This window comes from Paraburkholderia gardini (assembly GCF_907164545.1).
Lineage (GTDB): Bacteria > Pseudomonadota > Gammaproteobacteria > Burkholderiales > Burkholderiaceae > Paraburkholderia > Paraburkholderia gardini.
Genome location: NZ_CAJQZB010000021.1, coordinates 50,553 through 76,566, shown reverse-complemented (window position 1 = coordinate 76,566; position 26,014 = coordinate 50,553). Strand labels below are relative to the sequence as shown.

Annotated in this window: 23 protein-coding genes; 5 read left to right on the top strand and 18 right to left on the bottom strand. The window is 61.9% G+C overall.

Annotated features, from left to right (window positions below):
* Nucleotides 1-4: 4 nt before the first annotated feature.
* The 6 genes from LPA37_RS16020 to LPA37_RS15995 all read right to left on the bottom strand — a co-directional run bounded on the left by LPA37_RS16020 (nucleotide 5) and on the right by LPA37_RS15995 (nucleotide 4,880).
* Nucleotides 5-1,027, bottom strand: coding sequence for an aspartate carbamoyltransferase catalytic subunit (locus LPA37_RS16020; protein WP_229013071.1), 1,023 nt, complete (start codon nucleotides 1,025-1,027; stop codon nucleotides 5-7).
* Between the two features lie 117 nt (nucleotides 1,028-1,144).
* Nucleotides 1,145-1,678: a bifunctional pyr operon transcriptional regulator/uracil phosphoribosyltransferase PyrR gene (gene pyrR, locus LPA37_RS16015; protein ID WP_229013070.1), complete on the bottom strand. Its 534-nt coding sequence runs from the start codon at nucleotides 1,676-1,678 to the stop codon at nucleotides 1,145-1,147.
* Nucleotides 1,665-2,105, bottom strand: coding sequence for a Holliday junction resolvase RuvX (gene ruvX, locus LPA37_RS16010; RefSeq protein WP_228973606.1), 441 nt, complete (start codon nucleotides 2,103-2,105; stop codon nucleotides 1,665-1,667). Before ruvX ends, pyrR begins: the two co-directional genes overlap by 14 nt.
* Nucleotides 2,102-2,680: a YqgE/AlgH family protein gene (locus LPA37_RS16005; protein WP_090532060.1), complete on the bottom strand. Its 579-nt coding sequence runs from the start codon at nucleotides 2,678-2,680 to the stop codon at nucleotides 2,102-2,104. Before LPA37_RS16005 ends, ruvX begins: the two co-directional genes overlap by 4 nt.
* Nucleotides 2,681-3,006: 326 nt before the next feature.
* Entirely contained in the window at nucleotides 3,007-4,440 is a 1,434-nt protein-coding gene (locus LPA37_RS16000; RefSeq protein WP_229013069.1) for a hypothetical protein, read from the bottom strand.
* A 269-nt stretch (nucleotides 4,441-4,709) separates the two neighbouring features.
* Nucleotides 4,710-4,880, bottom strand: a complete 171-nt coding sequence (locus tag LPA37_RS15995) for a rubredoxin (RefSeq protein ID WP_013338354.1) — start codon at nucleotides 4,878-4,880, stop codon at nucleotides 4,710-4,712.
* Between the two features lie 235 nt (nucleotides 4,881-5,115).
* Here LPA37_RS15995 and LPA37_RS15990 point away from each other — a divergent pair, with 235 nt between their 5' ends.
* The gene (locus LPA37_RS15990) at nucleotides 5,116-5,979 is read left to right on the top strand and encodes a hydroxymethylpyrimidine/phosphomethylpyrimidine kinase (RefSeq protein WP_228973603.1); all 864 of its coding nucleotides are present in this window, start codon (nucleotides 5,116-5,118) and stop codon (nucleotides 5,977-5,979) included.
* A 161-nt stretch (nucleotides 5,980-6,140) separates the two neighbouring features.
* On the opposite strand, the gene groL is transcribed toward LPA37_RS15990, so the two are convergent.
* From groL to LPA37_RS15975, 3 genes are all read right to left on the bottom strand, one after another.
* Complete coding sequence (groL, locus tag LPA37_RS15985) at nucleotides 6,141-7,781, bottom strand: chaperonin GroEL (protein ID WP_229013068.1); 1,641 nt, start codon at nucleotides 7,779-7,781, stop codon at nucleotides 6,141-6,143.
* A 54-nt stretch (nucleotides 7,782-7,835) separates the two neighbouring features.
* Nucleotides 7,836-8,126 (bottom strand): co-chaperone GroES, encoded by a 291-nt coding sequence (gene groES, locus LPA37_RS15980; protein ID WP_007178996.1) that lies wholly within the window; start codon nucleotides 8,124-8,126, stop codon nucleotides 7,836-7,838.
* A gap of 503 nt (nucleotides 8,127-8,629) precedes the next feature.
* Nucleotides 8,630-8,773: a hypothetical protein gene (locus LPA37_RS15975; protein WP_229013067.1), complete on the bottom strand. Its 144-nt coding sequence runs from the start codon at nucleotides 8,771-8,773 to the stop codon at nucleotides 8,630-8,632.
* Between the two features lie 439 nt (nucleotides 8,774-9,212).
* Here LPA37_RS15975 and LPA37_RS15970 point away from each other — a divergent pair, with 439 nt between their 5' ends.
* Together LPA37_RS15970 and LPA37_RS15965 are read left to right on the top strand one after the other, a co-directional pair.
* Entirely contained in the window at nucleotides 9,213-10,268 is a 1,056-nt protein-coding gene (locus LPA37_RS15970) for a Dyp-type peroxidase (protein WP_229013066.1), read from the top strand.
* Nucleotides 10,261-11,064 carry a family 1 encapsulin nanocompartment shell protein gene (locus LPA37_RS15965; RefSeq protein WP_229013065.1) on the top strand — a complete coding sequence of 268 codons (804 nt, stop codon included), beginning with the start codon at nucleotides 10,261-10,263 and terminating at the stop codon, nucleotides 11,062-11,064. The genes LPA37_RS15970 and LPA37_RS15965 overlap by 8 nt, the downstream gene beginning before the upstream one ends.
* 41 nt (nucleotides 11,065-11,105) lie before the next feature.
* Here LPA37_RS15965 and LPA37_RS15960 read toward each other — a convergent pair whose 3' ends face one another.
* On the bottom strand, nucleotides 11,106-12,095 hold the full coding sequence (locus LPA37_RS15960; RefSeq protein WP_229013064.1) for a LysR family transcriptional regulator: 990 nt from the start codon (nucleotides 12,093-12,095) through the stop codon (nucleotides 11,106-11,108).
* A gap of 340 nt (nucleotides 12,096-12,435) precedes the next feature.
* Between LPA37_RS15960 and LPA37_RS15955 the strand changes: the two genes are divergently transcribed.
* On the top strand, nucleotides 12,436-13,863 hold the full coding sequence (locus LPA37_RS15955; RefSeq protein ID WP_229013063.1) for an aminotransferase-like domain-containing protein: 1,428 nt from the start codon (nucleotides 12,436-12,438) through the stop codon (nucleotides 13,861-13,863).
* A gap of 39 nt (nucleotides 13,864-13,902) precedes the next feature.
* On the opposite strand, the gene LPA37_RS15950 is transcribed toward LPA37_RS15955, so the two are convergent.
* The 6 genes from LPA37_RS15950 to LPA37_RS15925 all read right to left on the bottom strand — a co-directional run bounded on the left by LPA37_RS15950 (nucleotide 13,903) and on the right by LPA37_RS15925 (nucleotide 23,270).
* Nucleotides 13,903-14,814 carry a bestrophin family protein gene (locus tag LPA37_RS15950; RefSeq protein ID WP_229013062.1) on the bottom strand — a complete coding sequence of 304 codons (912 nt, stop codon included), beginning with the start codon at nucleotides 14,812-14,814 and terminating at the stop codon, nucleotides 13,903-13,905.
* A 68-nt stretch (nucleotides 14,815-14,882) separates the two neighbouring features.
* Nucleotides 14,883-15,890 carry a cytochrome d ubiquinol oxidase subunit II gene (gene cydB / locus LPA37_RS15945; protein WP_229013061.1) on the bottom strand — a complete coding sequence of 336 codons (1,008 nt, stop codon included), beginning with the start codon at nucleotides 15,888-15,890 and terminating at the stop codon, nucleotides 14,883-14,885.
* Nucleotides 15,891-15,894: 4 nt separating this feature from the next.
* Nucleotides 15,895-17,283 (bottom strand): cytochrome ubiquinol oxidase subunit I, encoded by a 1,389-nt coding sequence (locus tag LPA37_RS15940; protein WP_229013060.1) that lies wholly within the window; start codon nucleotides 17,281-17,283, stop codon nucleotides 15,895-15,897.
* 269 nt (nucleotides 17,284-17,552) lie between these two features.
* Nucleotides 17,553-19,835, bottom strand: coding sequence for an FdhF/YdeP family oxidoreductase (locus tag LPA37_RS15935; RefSeq protein ID WP_229013059.1), 2,283 nt, complete (start codon nucleotides 19,833-19,835; stop codon nucleotides 17,553-17,555).
* 241 nt (nucleotides 19,836-20,076) lie between these two features.
* A complete protein-coding gene (locus tag LPA37_RS15930; RefSeq protein WP_229013058.1) occupies nucleotides 20,077-22,872 on the bottom strand; it encodes an ATP-dependent Clp protease ATP-binding subunit in 2,796 nt (931 codons plus the stop codon).
* A gap of 200 nt (nucleotides 22,873-23,072) precedes the next feature.
* On the bottom strand, nucleotides 23,073-23,270 hold the full coding sequence (locus LPA37_RS15925; RefSeq protein WP_229013098.1) for a hypothetical protein: 198 nt from the start codon (nucleotides 23,268-23,270) through the stop codon (nucleotides 23,073-23,075).
* Between the two features lie 313 nt (nucleotides 23,271-23,583).
* Here LPA37_RS15925 and LPA37_RS27835 point away from each other — a divergent pair, with 313 nt between their 5' ends.
* Entirely contained in the window at nucleotides 23,584-23,916 is a 333-nt protein-coding gene (locus LPA37_RS27835; RefSeq protein ID WP_324251887.1) for a DUF6566 family protein, read from the top strand.
* Between the two features lie 55 nt (nucleotides 23,917-23,971).
* Here LPA37_RS27835 and LPA37_RS15920 read toward each other — a convergent pair whose 3' ends face one another.
* On the bottom strand, nucleotides 23,972-24,280 hold the full coding sequence (locus LPA37_RS15920) for a host attachment protein (RefSeq protein WP_229013057.1): 309 nt from the start codon (nucleotides 24,278-24,280) through the stop codon (nucleotides 23,972-23,974).
* Between the two features lie 354 nt (nucleotides 24,281-24,634).
* Nucleotides 24,635-25,873: a LysR family transcriptional regulator gene (locus LPA37_RS15915; protein WP_229013056.1), complete on the bottom strand. Its 1,239-nt coding sequence runs from the start codon at nucleotides 25,871-25,873 to the stop codon at nucleotides 24,635-24,637.
* Nucleotides 25,874-26,014: the final 141 nt, after the last annotated feature.

The following is a 26,014-nucleotide window of genomic DNA, read 5'->3' as shown; positions in this document are numbered from 1 at the left end:
CATTTCAGCCGTGATTGCCGGCGACAATGCCCATCACCGCCATGCGCACCGCGATACCGAACGTCACCTGATTCAGGATCACCGACTGCGGACCATCCGCCACCTGCGAATCGATTTCGACGCCGCGGTTCATCGGGCCGGGGTGCATCACGATCGCATCGGGCTTCGCGAGCGCAAGACGTTCGGGCGTCAGCCCCCAGCTCTTGAAGTACTCCTGCGCCGAAGGCAGCAGCGCGCCGCTCATCCGCTCGTTCTGCAGACGCAGCATGATGATCACGTCGACGTCCTTCAACCCTTCGTCGAGGTTGTGGAACACGCGCACGCCCATCTGTTCCAGCCCGCCCGGCAGCAGCGTGCGCGGGCCGATGGCGCGCACTTCCGGCACGCCGAGCGTGGTGAGCGCATGAATGTCAGAACGCGCGACCCGCGAATGCAGGATGTCTCCGACGATCGCCACACGCAGGTTCGTGAAATCCTTCTTGTAGTGACGGATCGTGTACATGTCGAGCAGACCCTGGGTCGGGTGCGCGTGACGTCCGTCGCCTGCGTTGATCACATGCACGTGCGGCGCGCAGTGCTCGGCGATCAGGTACGGCGCGCCGCTCGACGCGTGACGCACGACAAACATGTCGGCGTGCATCGCGGAGAGGTTGTTGATCGTGTCGAGCAGCGACTCGCCCTTGCTCGTCGACGACGCGTTGATGTTCAGGTTGATCACGTCCGCGGAAAGACGCTTCGCGGCGATCTCGAACGTCGTGCGCGTGCGGGTCGAATTCTCGAAGAAGAGATTGAACACCGACTTGCCGCGCAACAGCGGCACCTTCTTCACCTCGCGATCCGTCACGCTGACGAACTGCTCGGCCGTGTCGAGAATGTGATTGACGATCGACTTCGGCAAGCCTTCGATCGTCAGCAGATGTTTGAGCTCGCCGTTTTTGGTGAGCTGCGGGTTGTCCTTCAGAAAGCCGAAGCGGAACCGGTCCGCGGCGGCGCTGCTGTCGGTGGAACCTGGGGTCGCGGTGTTCATCGTGTACCTGCTGCGTTAAAACGTGTGCTGGAATGTGTGCGTTGGCGCTCGCCGCTTGCCTGGCAGCGCGCGCGGCCGCCGGAGAAAGCCGCGGCGATCCGCATCCGGTTCGCCCGCTCAGTCGGCGCGCGCTTCCGTGTGAAACGTGAACGTCGGGTCGTCGCCTTCGCTGCGTGCCAGGACAAGCGTCGCATCGGCCGGCACGTCGACCGTGCCGCCGGTAAAGCGCGCGGCAATCGGCAACTCGCGCCCGCCACGATCGGCGAGCACCGCCAGTTCCATCGAAGCCGGACGTCCATAGTCGTACAGCTCGTTCAACGCGGCGCGTACCGTGCGGCCGGTGCCGAGCACGTCATCGACGAGCACGATCCTGCTGCCGTCCACATCGAACGGCAGCGAAGTCGGGCTCGCCTGCGCGTGCAGACCGCGCTTCGCGTAGTCGTCGCGATGAAGCGCCACGTTGACGACACCAAAACTCGCCATCTTCAGGTCGCGGGCGAGCCGTTCGGCGAGCCACGCGCCGCCGCTGTAGATGCCGGCGAGCACGATGCTGCCTTCGGCGCCTGCGGGTGTCGTGATCGCCGCGCCATATGCCGCGCGAATCTGTTCGAGGACGGCGCGATACAGCGCCTCGGCGTCAATGGAACTCATGATCGTCGGGTAGTCCGTCTAGATATTGCTGGAGGATGATGCTGGCGGCTTCGGCGTCGAGCATGTCGGCGCGGCCGTTGCCGGCACGGATCTCCGCCTTCGCCTCGACCGACGAATAGCGTTCGTCGACCCAGGTGACCGGCAGATTGAAGCGCCCATTCAGCTGGTTGCCGAAGCGTTTGGCGAGCTGCGTCATTTCATGTGGCGTGCCATCGGGATGCATCGGCAGGCCGACGACGAGCGCATCGGGCTTCCATTCGCCGATCAGTTTGCCGACGGCTTCGAAGCGGTATTCACGGCTGCGGTTCTGCACGACGACGAGCGCCCGCGCATGACGCGTCAGCAAATTGCCGACGGCGACACCGATACGTTTTTCGCCATAGTCGAACGCAAGGAGCGTTGCCTCACGTCCGCCTGAAAGGCTCATGCGTGGCCTGCTTCGCCCGAAAGCATCGACAGATTGATGCCAAGCAGCGACAGCGCCGCTTCGAGCCGCTCTTCGGCGGGCACGTCGAAAACGATCTTCGGATCGGCTTCGACAGTGAGCCAGCCGTTCTTCGAGATTTCTTCCTCGAGTTGCCCCGCGCCCCAGCCGGCATGGCCGAGCGTAAGCAGGAAGCGCTCCGGCCCCGTACCGCTGGCGACGGCTTCGAGCACATCTTTCGACGTGGTCATTTCAAGCCCGCCCGGCACCGACATCGACGACGTGTACGGCGTACCGTCTTTCGGATCGTGCAGCACGAAGCCGCGCTCGGTTTGCACCGGGCCGCCGAAGTACACGGGAACATGCAGCAGAGGTTCGATCTCGAGCTTCAGATCGATGCGATTGAAGAGCGCTTCCAGGTCGATATCGGTCGGCCGGTTGATGACGAGGCCGAGCGCGCCGCGCTCACTGTGATCGCACAGGTAGACCACCGTGCCTGAAAATGTGGGATCCGCCATGCTCGGCATGGCAATCAGGAACTGATTGGTCAGGTTGATGCGATCGGTACTCATGGACATGGTTCGAATTTTAGCAAAGACGGTGCGGAATGGCGGGCTTCGAGCGTACGCAGGAACGCATGGAAAAGGCGCGTGGGCGACACGGTTCGCAGGGCTCCGTCGACGGCGTGGATATTGCACTTTATCACGCGTGGAGCGGCGGCCTGTCAGGCACTTCGCGGGCTACCCGCGTTCCGGCTCGCGAGGTTTCATGGGCCGACAGTTCAGCTGTTACACGCGGTGCTGTCTGCGCTGGTTCCGTGGTGTTTCCATCGCGGTTCCCTTGTTAACGGCACGCGTCCGTCATATAGCAGGGTTCGCGCCTGCGCCGCGCTTCATTTTGCGGCTCACGCCGCGCCGGCCCGCGCCGGGTCGGGCGCGCCGCCCTGCTCGATCGCGCGCGTGAGCGCGGCGAGCGCGGCGCTGCTGTCGGCCGGTGCGACGCCTGCCGCTATCTTGTGCAACATCGCCCGCAACGCCTCGGCGGCGTGATCCAGCGAACGGGCGTCCGGGGCGTCGACGATCGTGTGCGAGCGCACCGCCGGCGTCGTCACGCCCGCATGTGCGCGACGCCGCCACGCAAGCCCGAGCGCATCCGCCAGCAGCGCGACGTGGCCAAGACCCAGCGCACAGGCGGCCGAACCGAGCCGATACGCTGCGTCGCCGGCCTGCAACGCAGCGCTGGGGTCGGCTTTCTCGGGATTGTCGGCCTGCCGGGCATGGTCGGATAACGCGACGATCGCGGCGTCGGCGGTCTGGAGGAAATCTTCATACGCATGCGCGTTCACCGTCAGCACGCCGAGGTCGCGGGTACGCGCGGTACGCACGGCGGCTGATTCGGCCTGGGCGGTTTCCGCCTCCCACAGCGCCTCCGACGCCTGCGTGCCCGCCACATGCCAGTCGACCGTCAAGCCGTAGTCGTGCAGCAGTTCGACCTGACCGGCATCTTCGGCCGAGGCGCCGAAGAGTGCGTAGTCGCGCCAGAGCGTGGCGAGCGTCGCCCGTACGAGCGAGCGCGGCGCGAGCGGCGTGCCGCGCGCGTGATCGGCGAAGACAAGATTGCAGCGGGCGTAGAAATGACGGGCGCTACCGGACGCGTCGGCGGCGTTCCCGCCCGCGCGCAGCGCGCGGGCGCACGCCGCGGCGAGACGCCAGAAATCGTATGGATCGGGGCCGGCAGCCTCGGCGAGACAGGCATCGAGTTCGTCGAGCGCACCGTGAATATTCGGCGGCGGCGCACCCTCAAGCGGATGCGCGCGCAGAACGGGCAACAGCGCGCGTTCGTAGCGGGCGCGCAGATGCGCCAGCGTGCCGGCCGGTTGGGCATGCAGCGTAACGGGCGGCACGGGTCGAGCAGCGAGCGCGAGATCTTCGAACGTCGTGGCATACCCGGGCGTGTGCTGGGCGATCTGCTGGCCAAGCGCGCGATAGTGCGCGAACAGCGCCGGCGAACACGACAGCTCGCGCAGGTTGTGCCGGCCAACGGCCTCGCGGAATACTTCGAGCGCATCGCTCAGCGCGGTGCGATTCCTGTCGTCGTGGGGCGCGTCGGCTTGCGCCATCGAAGAGGCCAGCGCAAGCGCATTGGCGAAGCGATGCGCCGCCAGCCAGCCCGCCTCGCGCAGTGCGCGCGCAGCCTGGAGCAGCGGCGCAGTGGGATCCTCGCGCTGCACCAGCGCGAGCCGCGCTTCGGCAAGCGCGGATTCCGCACTGCGTACGATGCCGCCGCGCGGATTAGGCAAGGCTTCGAAGGAACCGGTGGTAGCGTGGCTAGCGAACATGGATAGTCGACGAAGACACCTGTGGGCCCTCTGCGCTCCGGAAGGTGACGCGCGTCCAGCGGTGCGCGTCGCGCGTCGGCGCGTAGACGGTACGATGAGCACTACCCTTGCGACACAGCCAGAACGACGCCGGTCCCGGCGCGTCAATGCGATACCCGGCCGGCAACGACGAGCGCAGCGGCCTCGCACCATTGCCCGCGAATACCTCAGGCATTACGCAGCGACAGGCACAACCCAGGCACACGCAACGTATCCGACCGGCGAACCGGTCAGATCTGGACCATCTCGAAGTCTTCCTTGCGGGCGCCGCATTCCGGGCAGGTCCAGTTGATCGGGACGTCTGCCCAGCGGGTTCCCGGCGCGATCCCTTCATCTGGCAAACCGGCTTCTTCGTCGTAGATCCAGCCGCAGATCAGGCACATCCAGCTTTGATATTCCATTCTTATGCCGCGTCGAAAAGTCTAAAAAGTCGGTTGAATCAGGACCATGATGGTACCGTGTTGCTGCCCCCATGCCTAGCGATCCTGGCCAGGCCCGCGCGTGATTCAGGTCAACCCGGGCATGAATTTGCACTGGCGCTCGAAAAAACGCCCTGGCATCAGATTAGGCCGCATAATTGGGGCAACCCCGGGCCACGTGCCTGGCACCCTTTTTGATCAATCCAGCAAGATTTTCATGCCCAGCGACACTCCTCCGATCGTCCTCACCTTCGGCCTCTCCGATCCGACCGGCGGCTCCGGCATCCAGGCGGATCTGATGACGCTGGCCAGCATGGGATGCCACGGCGTCTCCGTACTTACCGGTTACACCGTACGCGATTCGGCAAGCTGCGATGAGGTCACCGGTCTCGACCCCGAGGTCGTCGCCACGCAGGCGCGGATGCTGCTCGAAGACATGCCGATCGCCGCGTTCAAGGTCGGCGCGGCGACGCGTGCCGAAGTGGTGAGCGCCATCGCCGAAGTGGTTGCTGACTACGACGACATTCCGCTGATCCTCGCGCCCGACTTCACGCTCGACGACGAACATGTGCTCGCCGCCGACGAACTGCGCGAAGCCATCGCCGATCTACTCGCACCGCAAACCACGCTGCTCGTCGCCGATTTCGCCACCCTGCTCGCGCTCGCGCAACCCGATGGCGACGCCGAGGCACCGAGCCTCGATGCAGCGATCTCCCATTTGTTGTCGCAGGGGTGCGAGTACATCCTGTCGGCGGAAACGGGCACGCATCGCCTGGTCAACACGCTTTTCAGCGAAGACGGCCAGTTGCGTCAGGATATGTGGGATCGCGGCCCGAACCGCATCATGGGCATGACCGATACGCTCGGCGCGGCGATCGCCGCGTTGCTCGCCAATGGTCAGGATCCAGCTGAAGCCGTGCGCGAAGCGCAGGAGTACCTGTATCAGGCGACGCGCGCCGCGTTTCGTCCCGGCATGGGCGCGTATATGCCCGACCGTTTCTTCTGGGCACGCAGCAATGAAGACGAAGAAACGCCGCGTGCAAGCGGTAAGGGCGCGCCGCCGGACGAAGCGCGTCACTGAGCTTTTCGGCTCTTCCCCGCGCGAGACGGTTTGATGAAACAACAAACCGTCCGCGCAGAAAAAAACCCGCATTTCTGCGGGTTTTCTTTTTGGGCCGCGCATCTTTCGACGCGCTTCCCACATGTGTTCCAGACCGGGCCGCGAAGGCCCGGGAACCGGAATTACATGTCCATGCCCATGCCGCCCATGCCGCCGGGCATACCGCCGCCCATCGGTGCATCTTCCTTCGGCAGTTCGCAGACAGCTGCGTCCGTCGTCAGCAGGAGACCGGCGACCGAAGCTGCGTTTTGCAGCGCCGTGCGCGTCACCTTCGTCGGGTCCACAACACCTGCGTCGACCAGGTCGACGTACTCGCCCGTTGCTGCGTTGTAGCCGTAGTTGCCCTTGCCTGCTGCAACTGCTGCCACCACGACGCTGGCTTCTTCGCCGCCGTTCGTGACGATCTGGCGCAGCGGTTCTTCCATCGCGCGCAGCACGATCTTGATACCTGCGTCCTGATCGGCGTTAGCGCCCTTCAGACCAGCGATAGCCGTGCGAGCGCGGATCAGCGCAACACCGCCACCTGCCACGATGCCTTCTTCCACAGCCGCGCGCGTTGCGTGCAGTGCGTCTTCGACACGTGCCTTCTTTTCCTTCATTTCGACTTCGGTCGCAGCGCCAACCTTGATCACCGCAACGCCGCCTGCCAGCTTGGCAACGCGTTCCTGCAGCTTTTCACGGTCGTAGTCCGACGTTGCTTCCTCGATCTGCATACGCACTTGCTTCACGCGTGCTTCGATCGTTGCACCTTCGCCAGCGCCGTCGATGATCGTCGTGTTTTCCTTGCCCACTTCGATGCGCTTCGCCTGGCCCAGTTCGGCCAGCGTTGCCTTTTCGAGCGTCAGGCCGGTTTCTTCAGCGATGACCTGGCCACCCGTCAGGATAGCGATGTCCTCGAGCATGGCCTTGCGACGGTCGCCGAAGCCCGGAGCCTTCACAGCAACGGTCTTCAGGATGCCACGGATGTTGTTCACCACCAGCGTTGCCAGTGCTTCGCCTTCGACGTCTTCAGCGATGATCAGCAGCGGACGGCCAGCCTTGGCGACTTGCTCGAGCACCGGGAGAAGGTCACGAATGTTCGAAACCTTCTTGTCGTGCAGCAGCACGAACGGGTTTTCGAGCACAGCGACCTGCTTGTCCGGGTTGTTGATGAAGTACGGCGACAGGTAGCCGCGGTCGAACTGCATGCCTTCGACAACGTCCAGCTCGTCTTGCAGCGACTTGCCGTCTTCGACGGTGATGACGCCTTCCTTGCCGACCTTGTCCATCGCTTCAGCGATGCGGTCACCGATCGACGAATCGCTGTTCGCGGAGATCGCGCCAACCTGGGCGATTTCCTTGTTCGTCGTGCACGGCTTGCTGATCTTGCGCAGTTCTTCGATAGCGGCCGTCACAGCCTTGTCGATACCGCGCTTCAGGTCCATCGGGTTCATGCCCGATGCGACGTACTTCATGCCTTCGCGAACGATCGATTGCGCGAGAACGGTTGCCGTCGTCGTGCCGTCGCCTGCGTTGTCGCTGGTCCGGGAAGCCACTTCCTTGACCATCTGTGCGCCCATGTTCTGGAGCTTGTCTTTCAGTTCGATCTCTTTTGCGACCGAAACACCGTCCTTCGTGACCGTCGGGCCGCCGAAGCTGCGTTCCAGGACCACGTTGCGGCCCTTCGGACCCAGCGTGACCTTCACAGCGTTCGCGAGGATGTTCACGCCTTCAACCATCTTGGCACGGGCGGAATCACCGAATACGACGTCTTTAGCTGCCATCTTCAAACTCCTTGAATTCTCTGGGATATAGCCGGGATTTCAGCGATTTTTCGCTTACTTCTGCACCACGGCCATGATGTCTTCTTCACGCATCACCAGCAGTTCGTTGCCATCGACCTTGACGGTCTGGCCAGCGTACTTGCCGAACAGGACGCGATCGCCCACTTTCACGTCGAGTGCGATCTGCGCACCCTTGTCGTCACGCTTGCCCGGGCCGACTGCGAGGATTTCGCCTTGATCCGGCTTTTCCGCTGCGGCTTCGGGGATCACGATGCCCGACGCAGTCTTGGTTTCCTGGTCAAGACGCTTGACGATCACGCGATCATGCAAAGGACGAAGGTTCATACATACTCCTCTCTGGATTGAGACTGAAGAACGCTGAGAAAACCCGGCTGGCAGGGCCAACCGGAAATGTTGTTAGCACTCTCGTGCAGCGAGTGCTAATTATATGGACGGGCGGTGACAAATTCAAGAAGGGGCGCGGGGATTGTTTCGCCAGGGGCTGCTCAGCGGGAGTGTTGTTCGTCTCGAACCTGAATCTCGCGGCGCGGCAAATCTGGGTAGATCGGAATAATTCCCTTTTGAAACAGTGGCCTGTCTGTAGACGCGCGCCGATGTCACGCGAGATATCGATCATTTGTAGCCGACTGCCTGGCGATTCAGGTTCACTGAATTTTTCTTAGTGATCGCGACCTGGGGAAATCCCTTAGTCCGCAGATAGCAGGCGATATTTCCACTCCGCGCGGACGCGCGAGAACTGCAAGGGTCGCGAGAACATCAACGCAGACGACTGCCCGGGATGATCGGCACGCAGCCTGGCTTCGATCCAGCGGCGTCGATCTGCAGTGTCACCGGTGCATTGCCGCGGCGACGAGAAGATGGAACGGTAGCGCGAGGAGCGCCGCCCCGGCGACGCCGAGCAGCCACAACGCAACGAACCATATCAGGCGTTGACGATACGTCTTTCCGGTATCACGGCTTGTTTCAGACATCGCGTCTCCTGTCGGCCCGGAGTTAGCGCCAATCGATCAAGGTTTAGTCCATTCAAGGCAATCAGATGATCCGTTCATACCGTTTTGGAATCCATATTAATTTTTGACCGCACTCCTGCCTTGATAGCGAAAACGGCCCGCCTGCATCGATGGTAACGATACCGCAGGAGAAAAAGAAATCGCCGGACCCGATATGAAGTATCGAAATAAACAGTGAATTGAGAGGGGACGGCCCTGTCCCGCATCCGGACGCGTCGCAAAGCCCTTCTGCAGTTTCCATAAGACAGCCTCACGGTATAACATCTGCGAACACAACAGCAAACCTGCTTCGGTCCTTCGGAAATGCGACGCGTGTCCGTTTCAGGCTCATCATCGCGAAGCGGGAAACATTCGTTCGGCTGTTGCCGGAATCCATAACGGTTTATCAACATCCAGTCCCATGCCCAAAGACACGCCAGAATCGCAAGCCGTTTGCAATAACGTCGTCACGCGTAGCGCGATCTTCATCGTCGCGACCCTTGTGGGCGGCGATGAAGCAGCCGGCACGGTGCGCGCGTGGTGCGCGGATATCGCCGCCCTCGTGCGCTCGGTCGGCAAGCGCGTCCCCGCAGGCAACCTGTCGTGCGTGTGCGGCTTCGGCTCCGACGCGTGGGACACGCTGTTCGGCACTCCGCGTCCCGCTGGGCTGCATCCGTTTCGCGAATTCGGCGAAGGCGAACGCCACGCCGTGGGCACGCCCGGGGATATCCTGCTGCACATCCGCGCAGACCAGATGGATCTCTGTTTCGAGCTCGCCACGCAGCTGACAGGGCGGCTGCGCGACGCGGTCTCGGTGGTGGATGAAGTGCATGGTTTCCGCTACTTCGATTTACGCAGCATGGTGGGCTTCGTCGACGGCACCGAAAATCCGACGGATCGCGAGGCCGCCGATTTCACTCTCATCGGTGACGAGGATCCGGACTTCGTGGGCGGCAGCTATGTCCTCGTGCAGAAGTATCTTCACGACATGACTGGCTGGAATGCGCTTTCCGTCGAGACGCAGGAGCGCATTATCGGTCGCACGAAGTTGTCCGACATCGAACTCGACGCAGCGGTCAAACCGTCGTCATCGCACAGCTCGCTGACAACGCTCGAAGAGAACGGCGAGGATGTGAAAATCCTGCGGGACAACATGCCGTTCGGGCGTCCCGGCGCGGGCGAGTTCGGCACCTACTTCATCGGTTACGCGCGTTCGCCCGCGCCGATCGAGCAGATGCTGGAGAACATGTTCGTCGGACGGCCGCCGGGCAATTACGACCGGCTGCTCGACTATAGTCGCCCGGTCACGGGTGGCCTCTTCTTCGTGCCTTCGGCCGACTTGCTCGAGGCGCTCGCTGACCGCGATCCGCAAACCGCCGTTGCCGGCCAGCAGTCCGAACCGTCTTCGTCCATCGCGCCGCATCACGACGGCTCGCTGAATATTGGCTCTCTCAAAGGAAGCTCACAGCATGAATAACCTGCATCGCGAACTTGCCCCCATCTCCCGTGCCGCGTGGTCGCAGATCGAAGAGGAAGTAGCGCGCACGTTCAAGCGCTCCGTCGCCGGCCGTCGCGTGGTCGACGTCAAGGGTCCGGGCGGCGCGGAACTGACGAGCGTCGGCACGGGGCATCAGACCACGGTCGCCTCGCCGCAGCAAGGCGTCGTCGCGAGGCTGTCCGAGGTCAAGGCCTTCGTTCAGCTGACCGTGCCGTTCGAATTGCAGCGCGATGCGATCGACAGCGTCGAGCGCGGCGCGAAAGATGCCGACTGGCAGCCGGCGAAAGATGCCGCCAAAGAGCTCGCCTATGTCGAGGACCGCGCGATCTTCGACGGGTATCAGGCTGCGGGTATCGGCGGCATTCGCGAAGGTTCGTCGAATCCGTCGCTCGCGCTGCCGGCCGACGTCAGCGACTATCCGGGCGCGATCAGCACCGCGCTCGAACAACTACGGCTCGCCGGTGTCGACGGCCCCTATTCCGTGCTGCTCGGCGCCGATGCGTACACAGCGCTTGGCAAGGCAAGCGATCAGGGCTATCCCGTCATCGAGCACATCAAGCGGATCGTGAACGGCGACATCATCTGGGCGCCCGCGCTCGCGGGCGGCTGCGTGCTGTCCATGCGCGGCGGCGACTTCGAGCTACATCTTGGCGAAGACCTGTCGATTGGCTACGCGAGCCATACCGACTCAGTCGTGCGTCTCTATCTGCGCGAGACGCTGACCTTCCTGATGCTGACGAGCGAAGCATCGGTCTCGGTGACGCAGGCGGAATAGGCGGCGTCTGTCCAGATCCGCTCGCCGTCACCGTTGCGGGCTCAGGCCCGCAACGGTGATTTCAGAAGCGTGGAAACATCATCGTCGGGAAGTACGTCAAGGCAACCTGTCGCTTCGTCACAGTCGACGTGTACCCTTCCGACGATTTCCGGAATGCACGTCTTTAACATCGTCACGACCATCCGTACCCGTGGCGGCACCGGACGCTGCGCCTGGGTCAGCACGTTCAGCTCGAAAGGGCGCACGTCGAACTGCGGCAGTATGCGGACCAGCCGGCCCTCTGCAAGCGCATCGACGCACGCCGGCTCTTCCAGCACCCCGATGCCGACGCCCGAGAGAATCATTTCATACATGGGCCGCCAGTGACTGGTCTTGATCGCCGTATGGATCGGTGCGCTCTCCACGACGCTCGCCAGGTGTCTGAGCGGCAACTGGTCCGTGCCGAACATCCCCTGGACGCGAATGAACGGGTGGCTCACCAGGTCACCCGGCCCGGCAACCGGACCATGCTGGCTCAAATAGCCCGGCGCGGCAACGAGGATGCGCCCAACCTGGCCGAGCTGACGCGCAACGAACGCCCCCTCTCCGAGTTGCCCAAGACGGAAGGAGATGTCGACCCCCTCCGTCACGAGATCGACGATCCTGTCGTTCAGGACCAGTTCCAGATTCAGTTCGGGCCACGCTGCACGAACCCGCGTCAACGCCTCCGGCACAACCGTCTCGCCAAAGCAGTGCGGCGCCGCGATGCGAATCGTACCCTTAAGGATCTGCTCATCGTTCGACACCGCGGCGATAGCCTGCTCGACGGCGCCCAGAATCTTCCTGCTGTGCTCGTAGAAGGTGACGCCCTCGGGCGTGCAGTTGAACGCGCGTGCGCTACGGAGCAACAACCGGCAGCCAAGGTGTTTCTCCAGCCGCTCGATGCGCTCGCTCGCGGCCGGCTGCCCGATGTTGAGGTCTCGTGCCGCGCTGGAGATACTTCCGCGCTCGACTACCCTGACGTAAATGCGCATGGCTTCCAGCAGATTCATGATGCGCAGCCTGCTCTCGCGCCGCCATCGCTGTCAGCGCCCCGGCCTGCGGACCGCTGACGGCATGCGTTGCCGCTTCCCTTCGGTTTTACCTCTTCCATGCCCTGGCTCCAGTATTACGCGCAGCAAGGTCCCGGCATCGGGACCCTGCACCGCCTGTTCAATGGAAGAAAGAGTAAGACCGCAGAGGTAGTCGCGGAGTGCACAAATCGGGCCGCCTCGCACCAGTACAGTTCTGCTACGATCCCGGCACCGGGCGAACGCCTGCCGGTGCGAGCGCGGACAGGCCATCAGGAGGCCATGACAACTTGTCGCAACGAAACGCCAGGGGAATCGTCGGATGAATCTCTATGAGAAGCTTGCAGACGACATCGAGAAGTCGATCCGCCAAGGCGTGTACGTTCATGGCGAACGCCTGCCGTCGGTAAGGCAGACCAGCCAGCAGCACCGGATCAGCGTCACGACGGCTATCCGCGCGTATCTGCTGCTCGAAAGCCGCGGCCTCGTGACAAGCAGGCCCCAGTCCGGCTATTTCGTCAACTTCCAGAACGATGAGGGCGAGCGAAAGACGCTTGAACTCCGGCCGTCGAAACCGGTTCCGATTTCGTCGCCGGTTGACGTCAGCCGGCTGGTGCTTTCGACGCTGCGCTCGATCGGTGTCGACGATGCGGTGCCGCTCGGTTCACCCTACCCCGACCCCAGTCTGTTTCCATTCGACAGGATCAACCGGTACGCCTACGACGCGGGCCGAAGCAACACGCAGTGGGGCGTGACGGACGCGCTACCGCCCGGCAACGCGAAGCTCGTGCGGCAGATCGCGCGTCGCTACCTCGAGAACGGCATGGCCGTCGATCCGAACGAGATCATCATCACGGTCGGTGCGACAGAGGCGATCAATCTCTGTCTTCAGGCGGTCGCGAAACCCGGCGACGTGATCGCCGTCGAGTCGCCGACGTTCTACGCGATGCTTCATGCGATCGAACGGATGGGCATGAAGGCGATCGAGGTATCGACGCATCCGGAGCATGGCATCGATATCGAGGCGCTCGCTGCGATCGTGGAGACGCAGCCTGTCGCCGCCTGCATGGTCATGCCGAACTTCCAGAATCCGCTGGGCTTCCAGATGCCTGACGAGCGCAAGCGCGAGCTGGTCGGGTTCCTGACGAAGCGGGATATTCCGGTCATCGAAAACGGTGTCTACAACGAACTGCACTTCAGCGGCACGCACCCCAGCACGTTGAAGTCTTTCGATACGAAGGGACTGGTACTTCATTGCTCGTCGTTCTCGAAGAGTCTGACGGAAGCCTACCGGATCGGCTGGGCGTTGCCGGGGCGCTACCGCGATCAGGTCGAGAAGCTCAAGTTCCTGAACACGTTGACCTCTCCGGCGATTCCGCAACTGGCGATTGCGGAATTCCTCGAACGCGATGGTTTCGAGCATCATCTGCGAAGGGTGCGCAAGGCGTATGCGCAGCAGGCAAGGCTCATGAAGGCGACCGTCTCGCGTTTCTTTCCCGAGGGTACGCGCATGTCCAACCCCGCGGGCGGCTACGTGCTGTGGGTCGAACTGCCGCCGCAGGTCGACGCGATGCGGCTCTACAAGCTTGCTCTCGACCAGGGCATCACCATCGGACCGGGCTACATGTTCTCGGTCTCGGAGACGACCTACCGCAATTTCATCCGCCTCAATTACAGCAGCCCGTGGTCGAACGAAATCGAGCAGGCGGTGATCACGGTCGGCAAGCTCGCCGCGATATGCGCCCGCTAGCGGCACGCTGGACACTGACGGATGCGTCGATGCGCCCTTTTACGTCAGTTGATAAGCGCGCACCGGTGCGACCTCGTCGGGAATGTCACACCCGCACAGTTCGAGAATCGATCGCTCGATGTTGCGGGTCATGGCGTCGAGCGCCAGCGCATTCGGCGCGAGACTGAACGGCTCCGCGACTTCACTGGCAATCGCTTCGAGCGCAATCAGCGTATAGGCGAAGAAGACGCAAAGCAGCGGCGTGAACAACTCCGTCGAATCGACAAGACCGAACGGCAGCAAAACACAATACGCGTAGACGGTTCGGTGAAGCAGCACGCTGTAAGCAAACGGAATGGGCGTGGACGCGATCCGCTCACATCCTCCAACGGTCTTTCCCAATTCGTTGATCTGAGCGTCGAGCATCCAGAGCTTCGTGTCCGTTATCGATGCCCGGCATTGCAGATCGGCGAAGTCGCGACGAAGCTCATTGAGAAGCACAGACGGCTTGTAGCAGGTGTGCTGCAACGCCTCGGTTCGCGTGCGCCCGAGCAGGCGAAGGAGGTCTGGCGTCGGGTCGGTTCTTCGCAACTGGTGCTTCAGCGCATAGACACTCGCAATCAGGATACGGGCCGTGGCAAGCCTGTCGGCGCTGTCCGGGACGTAACACAGCATCTGCGACGTCAGCGCCCGCGCGGCGTTCAACAGGTTGCCCCAGAGATGGCGCGCCTCCTGGAACCGCTCGTAGCTGGCGTTATTGCGAAACGCCAGAAAGATCGCGAGCGCAAGACCGAATAACGTGAAGGGTGCCGTATTGAGCGGCACCTTCTCGCCGAAAATGCGCCCTTGCGTCAGCACGGCGAGACTGCTGATCACCCCCATGAAAATCAGCTGGGGAATAATCGATTGCAACACAGAACCGTTCCAGACAAACAGCAGCCGGAGCCAGTTTTCCTTTGGCCTCACAATCATGATGTGCTCTTGTAGTGTACTGACTGGCGGATGGCCGCCCGGGTCATTCAATCGTTGTGCCGTCATCCTCAGTGGTAGCCGGCGTCGCCTTCCCGCACCTTGCCCCGGAACACGCGGTACTGCATTGCGTTGTAGACGAGGATAACCGGCAGCACGATCACCGTGCCGACCAGCGTAAACAGCTGGCTCGAGTGGCTCGACGATGCTTCCCATATCGTCAGCGACGGCGGAACGATGTTCGGCCAGATGCTGATGAGCAGGCCGCTGTAGCCAAGAAAGCACAGTCCGAGCGTGAGAAGAAACGGCGTCGCCTCATGCCGCACTCGCAGCGAGCGGAAGATGCCCCACACACAGGCGATGACAAGGACCGGCACCGGCAGGAACCAGCCGAGATTGCCGCTTCCGAACCAGCGATGCGCCACCGCCGGCAATCCGATCACGGTCCATAGACTCACGACGGCCATCACCCCGAGCAGAACGCTTACGAGCGGCCGCATCACCTCGCGCATCTTGCGCTGCAGCTCACCATCCGTCTTCAGGATGAGCCAGCCGCAGCCGAGCGTCGCATACGTGAAGAGCACGCCGATTCCGCAGAACAGGCTGAACGGCGAGAGCCAGTCGAACGGGCCGCCGGCAAAACGGCCATCGACGATCTTGATGCCCTGCAGCAGCGACCCCAGCACGATGCCCTGGCAGAGCCCCGCGAGCGCGGAACCGCCCATGAAAGCAAGGTCCCACGCGTGCTGGGTCCGGACGGCCTTCGCGCGCAGTTCGAAGGCGGCGCCGCGAAAGATCAGGCCCACGACCATCAGGATCAGCGGCAGATAGTTCGCCGGCAGCAGCGTCGAATAGACCACCGGGAACGCCCCGAAAAGCCCCGCGCCGCCGAGCACGAGGAACGTCTCGTTACCGTCCCAGACCGGTGCGATGGTGTTGAGCATCACTTGCCGGTCACCCTTCGCCTCGAAGAACGGGAACAGCAGGCCGATGCCGAGATCGAATCCGTCCAGCATCACGTAGATGAAAACGCCGAGTCCGATGATCGCGGCCCACACGACAGGAAGATCGATTTGCATGGTGTCATTCTCCTTCCAGGGCGTCGAGCGCGCGATTGTTCAATATCGGATGCCGGCGGGACTTGCGCCCTTCGATATGTTCTTCAGGTCCGCGCTTCATCATCTTCATCATGTAGTAGAAACCCATGCCGAACACCAGGAAATACACCAGCACGAAGATCAGCAATGAGACACCTGCCTGCTGGGCGCTAATCGGCGAGAGCGAGTCTTTAGTACGCAAGACACCATAAACTGTCCAGGGCTGGCGGCCGACCTCCGTCGTGATCCATCCAGCCAGTAGCGCCACGATTCCGGAAGGACCCATGCACAGCACGAAAACCTGATACCACCGCGTCTCGTAGAGGCGTCCGCGCAGTCTGAGCACGAGGCCGACGAGCGCCGTCAGTAGCATCAGCATGCCAAGACCCGCCATGATCCGGAATGTCCAGAATACGATCGGCGAATACGGACGGTCCTGCGGGGGAAACTCCTTGAGACCGCGGATTTCTCCGTTCCAGCTATGGGTCAGGATGAGGCTGCCCAGATGCGGTATCTGGATCGCGTAGCGCGTCACTTCCGCATCCATGTCGGGCAGACCGACCAGATTGAGCGCGGTGCCGCCTTTCTCGGTGTCCCACAGTCCTTCGATCGCCGCGATCTTGGCCGGCTGATATTCGCGTGTGTTGAGGCCATGCGCATCGCCCACGACAATCTGTATCGGCGTCAGGAAAAGCAGGATCCACAGCGCCATCGAAAAACTGCGCGTGACGGGTTTGTCGCGGCGGCCTTTCAACAGATGCCACGCGCCGCAGGCAGCAACGATGAAACCCGCGACGATGAATGCCGCGATGGTCATATGCGCGAGGCGATACGGAAACGACGGGTTGAAAATCACTTTCATCCAGTCGACCGGTACGATACGGCCATTCTCGATGGCGAATCCTTGCGGCGTCTGCATGAAGCTGTTCGACGCGAGAATCCAGAAAGTGGAAATGAGCGTGCCCGCCGCAACCATGAGCGTTGCGAAAAAGTGTGCGCGTGGACCGACGCGTTGCCAGCCGAACAGCATGACGCCGAGAAAGCCGGCCTCGAGAAAGAACGCCGTCAGCACTTCATAAGTCAGGAGCGGCCCCGTGATATTGCCGGCGACGCTGGAAAATCCGCTCCAGTTGGTGCCGAACTCGTAGGCCATCACCACACCCGAGACCACCCCCATGCCGAAGCCGACCGCAAAGATCCTCGACCAGAAGAGAAACATCTCTTTGTAGGCAACGTCGCCGGTCAGCAACCAGCGCCATTCCAGCACGGCGAGGAAACTGGCCATGCCGATGCTGATCGCGGGAAAAATAATATGAAACGAAACCGTGAACGCAAACTGCAACCTGGCAAGGTGGAATGCATCGAAGATTTCCATGATTGGTCAATGGCTCCAGGTGACAACAGCATTTGCGCAAAAACGGACGCCATGTGGCGACGGGGCGACCGCGCGACTCATCGAGCGCGATAACACACGCTCTGCTGGACAACAGGTTGAACGGGAATCGCACGCATGTGCGGCAATGCGGATACGCGATCGCCGCAGGATGTTTCTGGCAGGACAGCGTGCCCGTTCGGCCTGTGTATATCGTGTCGGTCAACCGGACGCGCACGTCCGCTTGATCGACACGTCAGGCCCGGCACCCCTCAGGCTTCTGCGGAGCGCACGACGTGCACAGGAACAGACTTGTACGAAGGCGTCCCGCTCTCCTTGTCGATGAAGTCGAGCGGCACCAGCACGTTGGCCTCCGGATAGTAGGCCGCCACTGAACCCGGTGCGATGTCGTAGGCGATGGCAGTGATCTGCTTCAGGCGAAGCTGTCTGCCCGCCGAAATGGTTTCGATGTCGACCAGATCGCCATGTTCGAGTCCCCGGGCGGCAAGATCGTCCTCGTTCATGAACAGCACGTCACGCCGGCCGAACACGCCCCGGTAGCGATCGTCCATCGCATAGATGGTGGTGTTGTACTGGTCGTGGCTGCGGATCGTGATGAGACGCAGCACATTCTCAGCGCCCAGCACGTCCGCGTCTTCCTTTACGCCACCGTACACCGAGAACATCGCTTTGCCCGACGGTGTGGGCCACACGCGTTCGGTCGGGGGAAGTGGCATGCGGAATCCTCCCGGCACCCTGATTCGTGCGTTGAATGCCTCGAATCCCTGCACGGTTTGCTCGATCAGGTCGCGAATCCTGTCGTAGTCGGCAACCAGGTCCGACCATGCCACCTTGCTGGCCGGCAACGTTGCTCTCGCGATACCGGCGATGATCGCCGGCTCGGATAGCAGGTGTTCGGACGCGGGCGTCAGCTTGCCCGAAGAGGCGTGGACCATCGACATGGAATCCTCGACCGTAATGGACTGCCGGCCGCTCGCCTGGATATCGAGTTCCGTGCGCCCAATAACCGGCAGCACGTAGGTTTCTTTTGCCACTAGCAGATGCGAACGATTGAGCTTGGTACCGAGGTGGACGCTCAGATCGAGCCTGTTCATCGCGGGAAAGGACTGCCCGGAATCCGGCAATGCAACCGCGAAGTTTCCACCCAGGCAAATCAGGGCCCTGGCTGTGCCGGCGATCATCGCCTGCATCGCCTGGACCGCATCGTGCCCGTGTGCCGCGGGCGGCGTGAAGCCGAACACATCTTCGATCTGCTTGAGGAAGGTGGCGGACGGTTTTTCCGTGATGCCAACCGTGCGGTTCCCCTGCACGTTCGAATGCCCGCGCAAAGGACAGATGCCTGCGCCAGGCTTGCCGATGTTGCCGCGCAATAACAGCAGATCCGCAATCAGACGGACATTGGCAGTCCCCTTGTTATGCTGGGTAACGCCCATGCCGTACGTGACGATCGTCGCGTTCGATTTTGCGTAGGCAACGGCAACCTCATCGAGATCTTCGCGGGTGAGTCCGCTTGCCTTTTCGATATCGTCCCATGACGTCGCTTCCAGATCGGCGGCGAACGCCTCGAACCCCTGGGTATGCGTGGCAATGAACGCGTGGTCGAGGACGGTATGACCCTGTTCCGCGTCCATCGTGAGGAGCGCTTTCATGACGCCCTTGAGGGCGGCTGCGTCTCCGCCGGCGTCGAGCTGAAAATAGGTCGACGCGATCCGGGTCGATCCGAACGTCGCCATTTCGATGACACTCTGCGGATCCGCGAAACGTTCGAGCGCGCGCTCGCGCAGCGGGTTGAACACGATGATCGGAACATTGCGGCGCGAGCATTCGTGGAGCGTCCCCATCATGCGCGGGTGATTCGTGCCGGGATTGTGACCGATCGAGAGGATGAGTTCGGTCTTGTCGAAATCATCCAGCGATACCGTGCCCTTGCCGATCCCGATCGACTGGGGCAGGCCAACGCTGGTCGGCTCGTGGCACATGTTCGAGCAGTCGGGGAAATTGTTCGTCCCGTACTCCCGTGCGAACAGTTGAAAGAGGTAGGCGGCCTCGTTCGACGCCCGGCCTGACGTATAGAACTCGGCCTCGTCGGGAGAGGACAAACCGCGCAGCACTTCACCGATGCGAGCGAATGCATCCTCCCATTCGACCGCCCGGAACTTGTCCGTGGCGCGGTCATAGACGAGCGGATGCGTGAGCCGGCCGAGATCCTCCAGTTCGAAATCCGTGCGTTGCAGCAGCGACGACACTGTGTTGTTTTCGAAAAACGCCGGCGTCACCCGCTTCGTCGTCGCTTCCCATGTGACCGCTTTGGCACCGTTTTCGCAGAACTGGAACGTCGACTTGTGCTCCTTGTCCGGCCATGCGCAACCCGGACAATCGAAGCCGTCGGGCTGATTGGTCCGTAGCAGCGCAATCGGCGCCTCGATGCTTTCCATTTGTGTCCGGACGGCCTGAGCTGTCGCCCGAAGCGCTCCCCACCCGCCAGCGGGTGCGTCATACGGCCGGATTCCCGGCACTTCGCGTCGCGTGGTCATATGAGACTCCATGAACTGCTCCAGGAAACCTGGAGGCTGCCTTGCCTGGGTTACGCCGCATCACGGCGTAACGCCTGAATACCGTTTTAGTCTAATTGGGCCAATGCGCCGTGAAGGGTACAGATCGAACGGCGGCGGACATGCACAGTACAAGTACAGTGACACTCCCTGTATCGCCCAGGCCGCGAGCCCGCACCTCGTCCGCAGTGACGCAGCGGCTTCTTCCAGCTTGTTACGCGTCTCATTCCTTCGGGGCGGCGCTTTCAGTGGGTTCGGGGCTGCCGACTTCGTTCGACGGCTTTTTCTTCGCACGTCCGCTCCCCTCCTTCCCGCCCGTCGTCCTGGGAGCAGGAGGTGCCTCGCTCTTGCTGAACGTCACTTCGCCGCTTTCCTTGTCATAGCTGACTTCAACGCTGTCGCCCGACTTCAGGGCGTCACTGAGAATCTCCTTCGCGAGCTGCGTTTCCAGTTCCTGGCGAATCTGGCGCTTCAGCTCGCGTGCACCGAACTCCGGCCGATAGCCGGCCTCGGCAAGATGATCGATAACCGGTTCGCCTATCTTGAGCGTAATGTCCTGCGCGGCGGCGGTGCGCACCACCCGTTCGAGCTGGATCTGCACGATCGAGCGGATGTTGTCGCGCGAAAGCCCGTGGAAGACGATGATCTCGTCGATCCGGTTCAGGAATTCGGGGCGGAAGTGACCCTTGAGGACGCCCATCAATTCCTCGCGAATCGCTTTCTCGGCCAGACGATTCGCCTCGGGCTTTTCGAGGTTATCCATGATGATCGATGCGCCGAGGTTGCTCGTTGCAATGATGATCGTGTTGCTGAAGTCCACCACGCGGCCCTTGCCGTCGGTCAGCCGCCCGTCGTCGAACACCTGCAGCAGCACGTTGTTGACGTCGGGGTGGGCCTTCTCGATCTCGTCGAGCAGGATCACGCTATATGGCCGCCGCCGGACGCGCTCGGTGAGTTGCCCGCCCTCGTCGTAACCGACGTAACCCGGAGGAGCGCCGATCAGCCGCGCGACCGCGTGACGCTCCATGTATTCGGACATGTCGATACGGATGACCGCCTGCTCATCGCCGAACACCGTTTCTGCCAGCGCCTTCGCGAGTTCGGTCTTGCCGACGCCGGTGGGCCCGAGGAACAGGAACGTCGCGATCGGCCGGTTCGCCTGGCCGAGGCCCGCGCGTGACAGACGCACCGCATCGCTCACGGCAATCACCGCGTCGTCCTGGCCGATCACGCGTTCGCGCAGCTTCTTCTCCATATCCAGCAGCTTCTGGCGCTCTTCCTGCGTGAGCTCCGTGACCGGAATGCCGGTAAGACGCGACACCACCTCGGCGATCGACTGCACGGTCACTTCGAGCGTTTCCGAGCCGGTCTTGCGCTGCCATGCCTCGACCTGCTCGTCGAGTTTCTCCTGCTTCTCGCCAATACGTTGCTCGAACGCTTTCGCCTCGTCGAAGCGCTTGCGCGACGATGCATAGTCCTGCTCGCGCCTGAGCTGGGCGATTTCGGCTTCGAGTTCCTGGATGGCCGCCGGACGCGAGGTCGCGCCGATGCGCACGCGTGCCGCCGCCTGGTCAATCAGGTCGATGGCCTTGTCGGGCAAAAAGCGCGATGTAATGTAGCGATCCGAGAGTTCGGCGGCGGCAACGAACGCCTCGTCGGCAAACGTCACCTGGTGGTGCGCCTCGAGCTTGTCGCGCAGGCCGCGCAGGATGACGATGGTCTGCTCGACCGTCGGCTCCGGCACCAGCACTGGCTGAAAGCGCCGCTCGAGCGCCGCGTCCTTTTCGATGTACTTCTGATATTCGTTGAGGGTCGTCGCGCCGATCAGGCTGAGCTCGCCACGCGCGAGCGCAGGCTTGAGCACGTTCGCGATATCCAGGCCGCCTTCTCCCCCGCCTTGTCCCGCGCCCACGATCGTGTGCAGCTCGTCGATGAAGAGGATCAGTTCGTCCTGCTTCGCCGTGACCTCGTCGATCAGCTGCTTTGCGCGCTCCTCGAATTCGCCGCGATACTTCGCGCCCGCCACCATCGAGTTGATGTTGACTTCGACGAGCCGCTTGCCGCGCAGCACTTCAGGCACGTCGCCGTTGATGATGCGCTGCGCCAGCCCTTCGACGATCGCGGTCTTGCCGACACCTGGCTCGCCGATCAGCACGGGATTGTTCTTCTTGCGCCGCGCGAGCACCTCGATCGTGCTCTCGATCTCCTGCGCGCGACCGAGCACCGGGTCGAGCTTGCCCTGACGCGCCATGACCGTGAGATCGCGCCCAAACTTGTCGAGCGTGGGCGTGCCGGTCGGCGTATCGACGCGGCCGTCCTCCGCACCTTTACCCACGACTTTCACGACCTTCTGCCGCAACGCCTCCGGCGTCACGCCGTACTTCTTTAGCAGTGTGCCCGCGATACTGTCCGGCACGGCCGAAAGCCCGATGAGCAGATGCTCCGGGCCAACGTATGAATGCCCCAGATCGCGAGACGCCTGGAACGCGTATTGAAACGCCTTTTTCAGGCGCGGCGAGATGGTCATCTTCTCGATCGGCGCATCGGGATCGGCGGTTCCCGTTTGCGCATGCTGGTCGATATATCCCTTGATGTCTTGCGGCGAGAGCTTGAGTTCCTTCAGGAGCGCCGCGCACACGTCGGTGTCGGCGAGTACGTAAAGCAGATGCTCGGTGTCGAGTTCGTTGCGGCGAAGCTCGTGCGCCTTCTCCGCGGCACGCTGCAGCAGTTCAAGTGTCTGTTCGCTGAACGCGTCGGTTGCATCGACCGATTCACGCGGCAATTCGGCGGCGAAACCTGCTTGTTCGTCTTCATCCGCGGCTTCGCCCCCCATGCCGCCGAAGAAGCGCGACAGGCCGCCTCCCAGCAGGGAATCGAACGGATTGACCATGCTTTGGTGCCGCATCAACTGCCGATAGTCGTAGTCGCAGATCGATAAAGACTTCCGCTCGCCGTTCTGCACAACGGTCACACGAGCGACAGCGGGACGGGCGTTACAGATTTCGCAAAGGGCGGGCATCGTGGAGTCACCTTTATCGGTTAAAGCATCTGGCCTTCTTTCAAAGGTTACAGAATGCATTCGCGTGATTTGCGAATACTCCAGACCCGCCGCCCGTGACTGCTTATGCAGAAGCGGACCGGTGACGAAGCACACGCATCATCTTCGTCGCTACGCGTAGCGCCAGAGCATGATGGGCATCGCGAACCCTGCGTCAAGTGTCACGCACCCAACTCCTGGAATGCGTGGCCATTAGCCTCGAGCCCCTTCATGAGTTCTGGCGTCAGATCGCTTTGCCGCACCTGCCCCTCGAATTGCCAGTCGCTTTTGTCAACGAGATCGGGCAGGCCCGCCCCCTTGCGCACATAGAGCCCGAGTGTCGGTTTTTTCAGGTTGATGTAGAAATCGAATTCCTGCATTTCCAGCCCCTCATGCACATTGGGTGACATAACACCTTCCGCCTGGCGCTTCCCATGTGCATCCGCTCAGACGACGAATGTCGCTCTATCGAAGACGTCAAATCCTGCCTGAAAGTCTACGAACAAGTCATGGTTATGTGAACGGCGATTTCTCCGATGTTAGCTATCGGCAAAATACACCCGGCCGTTCGTCGTTTCGTCTGAATATCCTGCTGTCGGGGTGATGGAATTGCTGCATCATGGCTTCGTGGGAAACGCACGCGCACCGGATGCGGACCGCGTGTCGATCGTGAAGGCGTGAAAGGAGAAAACGATGCCAGCATGCACTGTTTCTTACGGCGAGTTTGAGATCGTCGTGCGACCTGAGCCTAACGAGTTCGGCGCCTGGATCGCAAGTGTGACTGTGAGCCGCGGCGCGGGTGCGGTCGTCCATACCTGTCCGATGACTATTCAACCGGAGTGGCTAACTGAAGAGGAGGCGACTAGAGACGGGATTGAATGGGGGCGTCGGTTCATCGATCGTGAGTTCAACACGCCGCGGTCTCACTCGTGGGTTGCCGGACGATCTCATGCAGAACACTGGTTCCGTGATGCCGAGGAATCGCGCAGATCCGGATCCAGTACCCAGGTCTCGCGGCGGCAATAAAATATCGTCTCCGAGCCGGGTTGTTGAGTATGGCACTGAAGATGAAGGCAACCGGTCAGTGTCGCCGCATGTGTGCCTCGAGTTCTTGAACATTGAGCGTCGACAGGTCCTCGCCAATTTGTTCGAATATCAATCGACGTGCCTCCTCGCTCAGATCCGCTTTGACCATGCCCAAAAATTCTGGCTCGACGACGAGTCTCGGTCGATCATAGAGTTGATGGAGTCGGCCTTGTTCCAGATAGTCGGAAACGCGCTTCGCAAATTTCTCGCGGTCTTTCTCCGTTAGCATCGTGCCGGTACAGGCATCGTTGACGAGGTACGAACGACTTCCATTGAAGATAGCAGTTCGGGCCAAATGCGCCATGGCCGATTTGCCGATTTATAGTATCGGCCTGAAGTTCGTCACGAAGCCGCTTTGGCATTTCATTATCATCGCCGCATTGCTCGCCTCGACCGCCATGTTGTCGCGCAAGACACGGGCGAACGCCCCCGTACTGTCCAGGAGCGACTCTGCCGCCCAGCCGCGGGGTGATAGCGCAGATGCGGCTCATATCGGACCTGCGACGCCACCCGCCAGATATCCCGTTCTGCCATGCCGGCTCCGTCGCGCCCCTGGGGCCGACGTTCGCTACGCCATCGTCGCAGCGGGTGGGCTTTTCCCATCCAGTCGCCTCCCCTACTTCATCACCAGAAGGGGGAGCGCCGAATGGTCAACGCGTCACCAGACGCGAGTCTCACATTCTTCACGCAGATGCCCGACGAATGCCTGTTGTATTGCCGTGCCTAACCAGTCGGTACGCACAGTAAATCCAACGGCTCTGCGTGCTTCGGGCATCTCCAGTTCCAGCGCGACCATCTCGCTACCCGGGTAAGCCTCGCGAATCTGCGAGCGCGATAACAGCGTAATGCAGTCGCTTTCGATCAGCATCGCCATCATCATCGCAAGCGAACTCGTTTCGACCACCAGCGGCGGCTTGACCGGCAAGCGGGCGAAGATCGAATCGATCACCGAGCGACGCGGCACATTGCGCTGTGGCACGACCCAGTCGTAATCGGCAAGGTCATGGGCCGCGATGGTTTTCTGTCTGGCCAGTCGATGTCCCTTGCGGACGGCCACCACATAAGGGTCGGCGAACAGCTCCATCTCCTGCACGGCCCCCGTGAGGCGGGGCTCGCGCAGCCCACCGATGATGATATCGATCGTACCGGAACGTAATTCGCGCAGGAGACGCGCATGGGAGCCTTCGTCGACGGTGATGCGCGCGGCGGGATAACGCTCGCGCAGGCGCTGAATGGCACGCGCGACGAGGCGTGGCGGCAGCAACGGCAAGACGCCGATCGCCACTTTTCCGATGAGTTGCCCGCGGGCGTACGCCAGATCTTCACTTGCCTGCGCGATCTCGTGAAGCGCCAGACTCAGGCAACGCGCGAATTCGATGCCTGCGGGGTTTGCCGACACACTATGCACACGCCGCCGGTAAAGCGACACACCGACATTTTGCTCGATCTGTCGCGCCGCCCGATGCACTGCGGGCTGTGAAATGCCCAGTAACTGGGCGGCCTCGGCCGCCGATCCCGTATTCGCTATCGCGATGTGGCAGCGCACCTGCGTGTCGGTCAGATGCAGACAGATTTTGCTTGCGTTCGCCGCTCCGGGGGTGGAATGCCCGACCACATTCGCTACGGCCCGCTCCATCTGGTCAAGCATGCGACGAACACGACGTTGCAGGATCACGCCCTCCGCCGTCAGTTCGCTTCCGCCGAAGCCACGCTCGAACAGCTGACCGCCGAAGCTCGCTTCCAGCTTGCTGATGGCAAGGCTCACCGCAGGCTGCGTACGCCCCGCGCGGACCGCTGCCTGGCCGATTCCGCCAGCCTCGCACACCGCGTCGAACAGGAACAGACGCCTTAATCGCGTCAGGTCATCACCCGATGACGTATGCCCGCCTACACCCATCGATCCTCCAGAACCGCCATGTGAAAACCCTTAGCTTAACTAGAATTTATGCCTCATGGTTCACTTCATATTGAGGACTTCGACTACATCGCACTTACAGTAACGCCCATTCCATCGAAAAGTTTCCAGTCAGGAGCAGCT

Bases quoted from the DNA above. Each gene is read 5' to 3' on its own strand.
- groES (WP_007178996.1), bottom strand. From the start codon at position 8,126: ATGAACCTTCGTCCTTTGCATGATCGCGTGATCGTCAAGCGTCTTGAC.
- LPA37_RS15915 (WP_229013056.1), bottom strand. From the start codon at position 25,873: ATGGGTGTAGGCGGGCATACGTCATCGGGTGATGACCTGACGCGATTA.
- LPA37_RS15930 (WP_229013058.1), bottom strand. From the start codon at position 22,872: ATGCCCGCCCTTTGCGAAATCTGTAACGCCCGTCCCGCTGTCGCTCGT.
- LPA37_RS15925 (WP_229013098.1), bottom strand. From the start codon at position 23,270: ATGCAGGAATTCGATTTCTACATCAACCTGAAAAAACCGACACTCGGG.
- LPA37_RS15965 (WP_229013065.1), top strand. From the start codon at position 10,261: ATGAATAACCTGCATCGCGAACTTGCCCCCATCTCCCGTGCCGCGTGG.
- ruvX (WP_228973606.1), bottom strand. From the start codon at position 2,105: ATGAGCCTTTCAGGCGGACGTGAGGCAACGCTCCTTGCGTTCGACTAT.
- groL (WP_229013068.1), bottom strand. From the start codon at position 7,781: ATGGCAGCTAAAGACGTCGTATTCGGTGATTCCGCCCGTGCCAAGATG.
- cydB (WP_229013061.1), bottom strand. From the start codon at position 15,890: ATGCAAATCGATCTTCCTGTCGTGTGGGCCGCGATCATCGGACTCGGC.
- LPA37_RS15955 (WP_229013063.1), top strand. From the start codon at position 12,436: ATGAATCTCTATGAGAAGCTTGCAGACGACATCGAGAAGTCGATCCGC.
- LPA37_RS16020 (WP_229013071.1), bottom strand. From the start codon at position 1,027: ATGAACACCGCGACCCCAGGTTCCACCGACAGCAGCGCCGCCGCGGAC.
- LPA37_RS15995 (WP_013338354.1), bottom strand. From the start codon at position 4,880: ATGGAATATCAAAGCTGGATGTGCCTGATCTGCGGCTGGATCTACGAC.
- LPA37_RS15960 (WP_229013064.1), bottom strand. From the start codon at position 12,095: ATGAATCTGCTGGAAGCCATGCGCATTTACGTCAGGGTAGTCGAGCGC.
- LPA37_RS15950 (WP_229013062.1), bottom strand. From the start codon at position 14,814: ATGATTGTGAGGCCAAAGGAAAACTGGCTCCGGCTGCTGTTTGTCTGG.
- LPA37_RS16005 (WP_090532060.1), bottom strand. From the start codon at position 2,680: ATGTCCATGAGTACCGATCGCATCAACCTGACCAATCAGTTCCTGATT.
- LPA37_RS15940 (WP_229013060.1), bottom strand. From the start codon at position 17,283: ATGGAAATCTTCGATGCATTCCACCTTGCCAGGTTGCAGTTTGCGTTC.
- LPA37_RS15935 (WP_229013059.1), bottom strand. From the start codon at position 19,835: ATGACCACGCGACGCGAAGTGCCGGGAATCCGGCCGTATGACGCACCC.
- LPA37_RS16000 (WP_229013069.1), bottom strand. From the start codon at position 4,440: ATGTTCGCTAGCCACGCTACCACCGGTTCCTTCGAAGCCTTGCCTAAT.
- LPA37_RS15975 (WP_229013067.1), bottom strand. From the start codon at position 8,773: ATGTCTGAAACAAGCCGTGATACCGGAAAGACGTATCGTCAACGCCTG.
- LPA37_RS15920 (WP_229013057.1), bottom strand. From the start codon at position 24,280: ATGGCGCATTTGGCCCGAACTGCTATCTTCAATGGAAGTCGTTCGTAC.
- LPA37_RS15970 (WP_229013066.1), top strand. From the start codon at position 9,213: ATGCCCAAAGACACGCCAGAATCGCAAGCCGTTTGCAATAACGTCGTC.
- pyrR (WP_229013070.1), bottom strand. From the start codon at position 1,678: ATGAGTTCCATTGACGCCGAGGCGCTGTATCGCGCCGTCCTCGAACAG.
- LPA37_RS27835 (WP_324251887.1), top strand. From the start codon at position 23,584: ATGCCAGCATGCACTGTTTCTTACGGCGAGTTTGAGATCGTCGTGCGA.
- LPA37_RS15990 (WP_228973603.1), top strand. From the start codon at position 5,116: ATGCCCAGCGACACTCCTCCGATCGTCCTCACCTTCGGCCTCTCCGAT.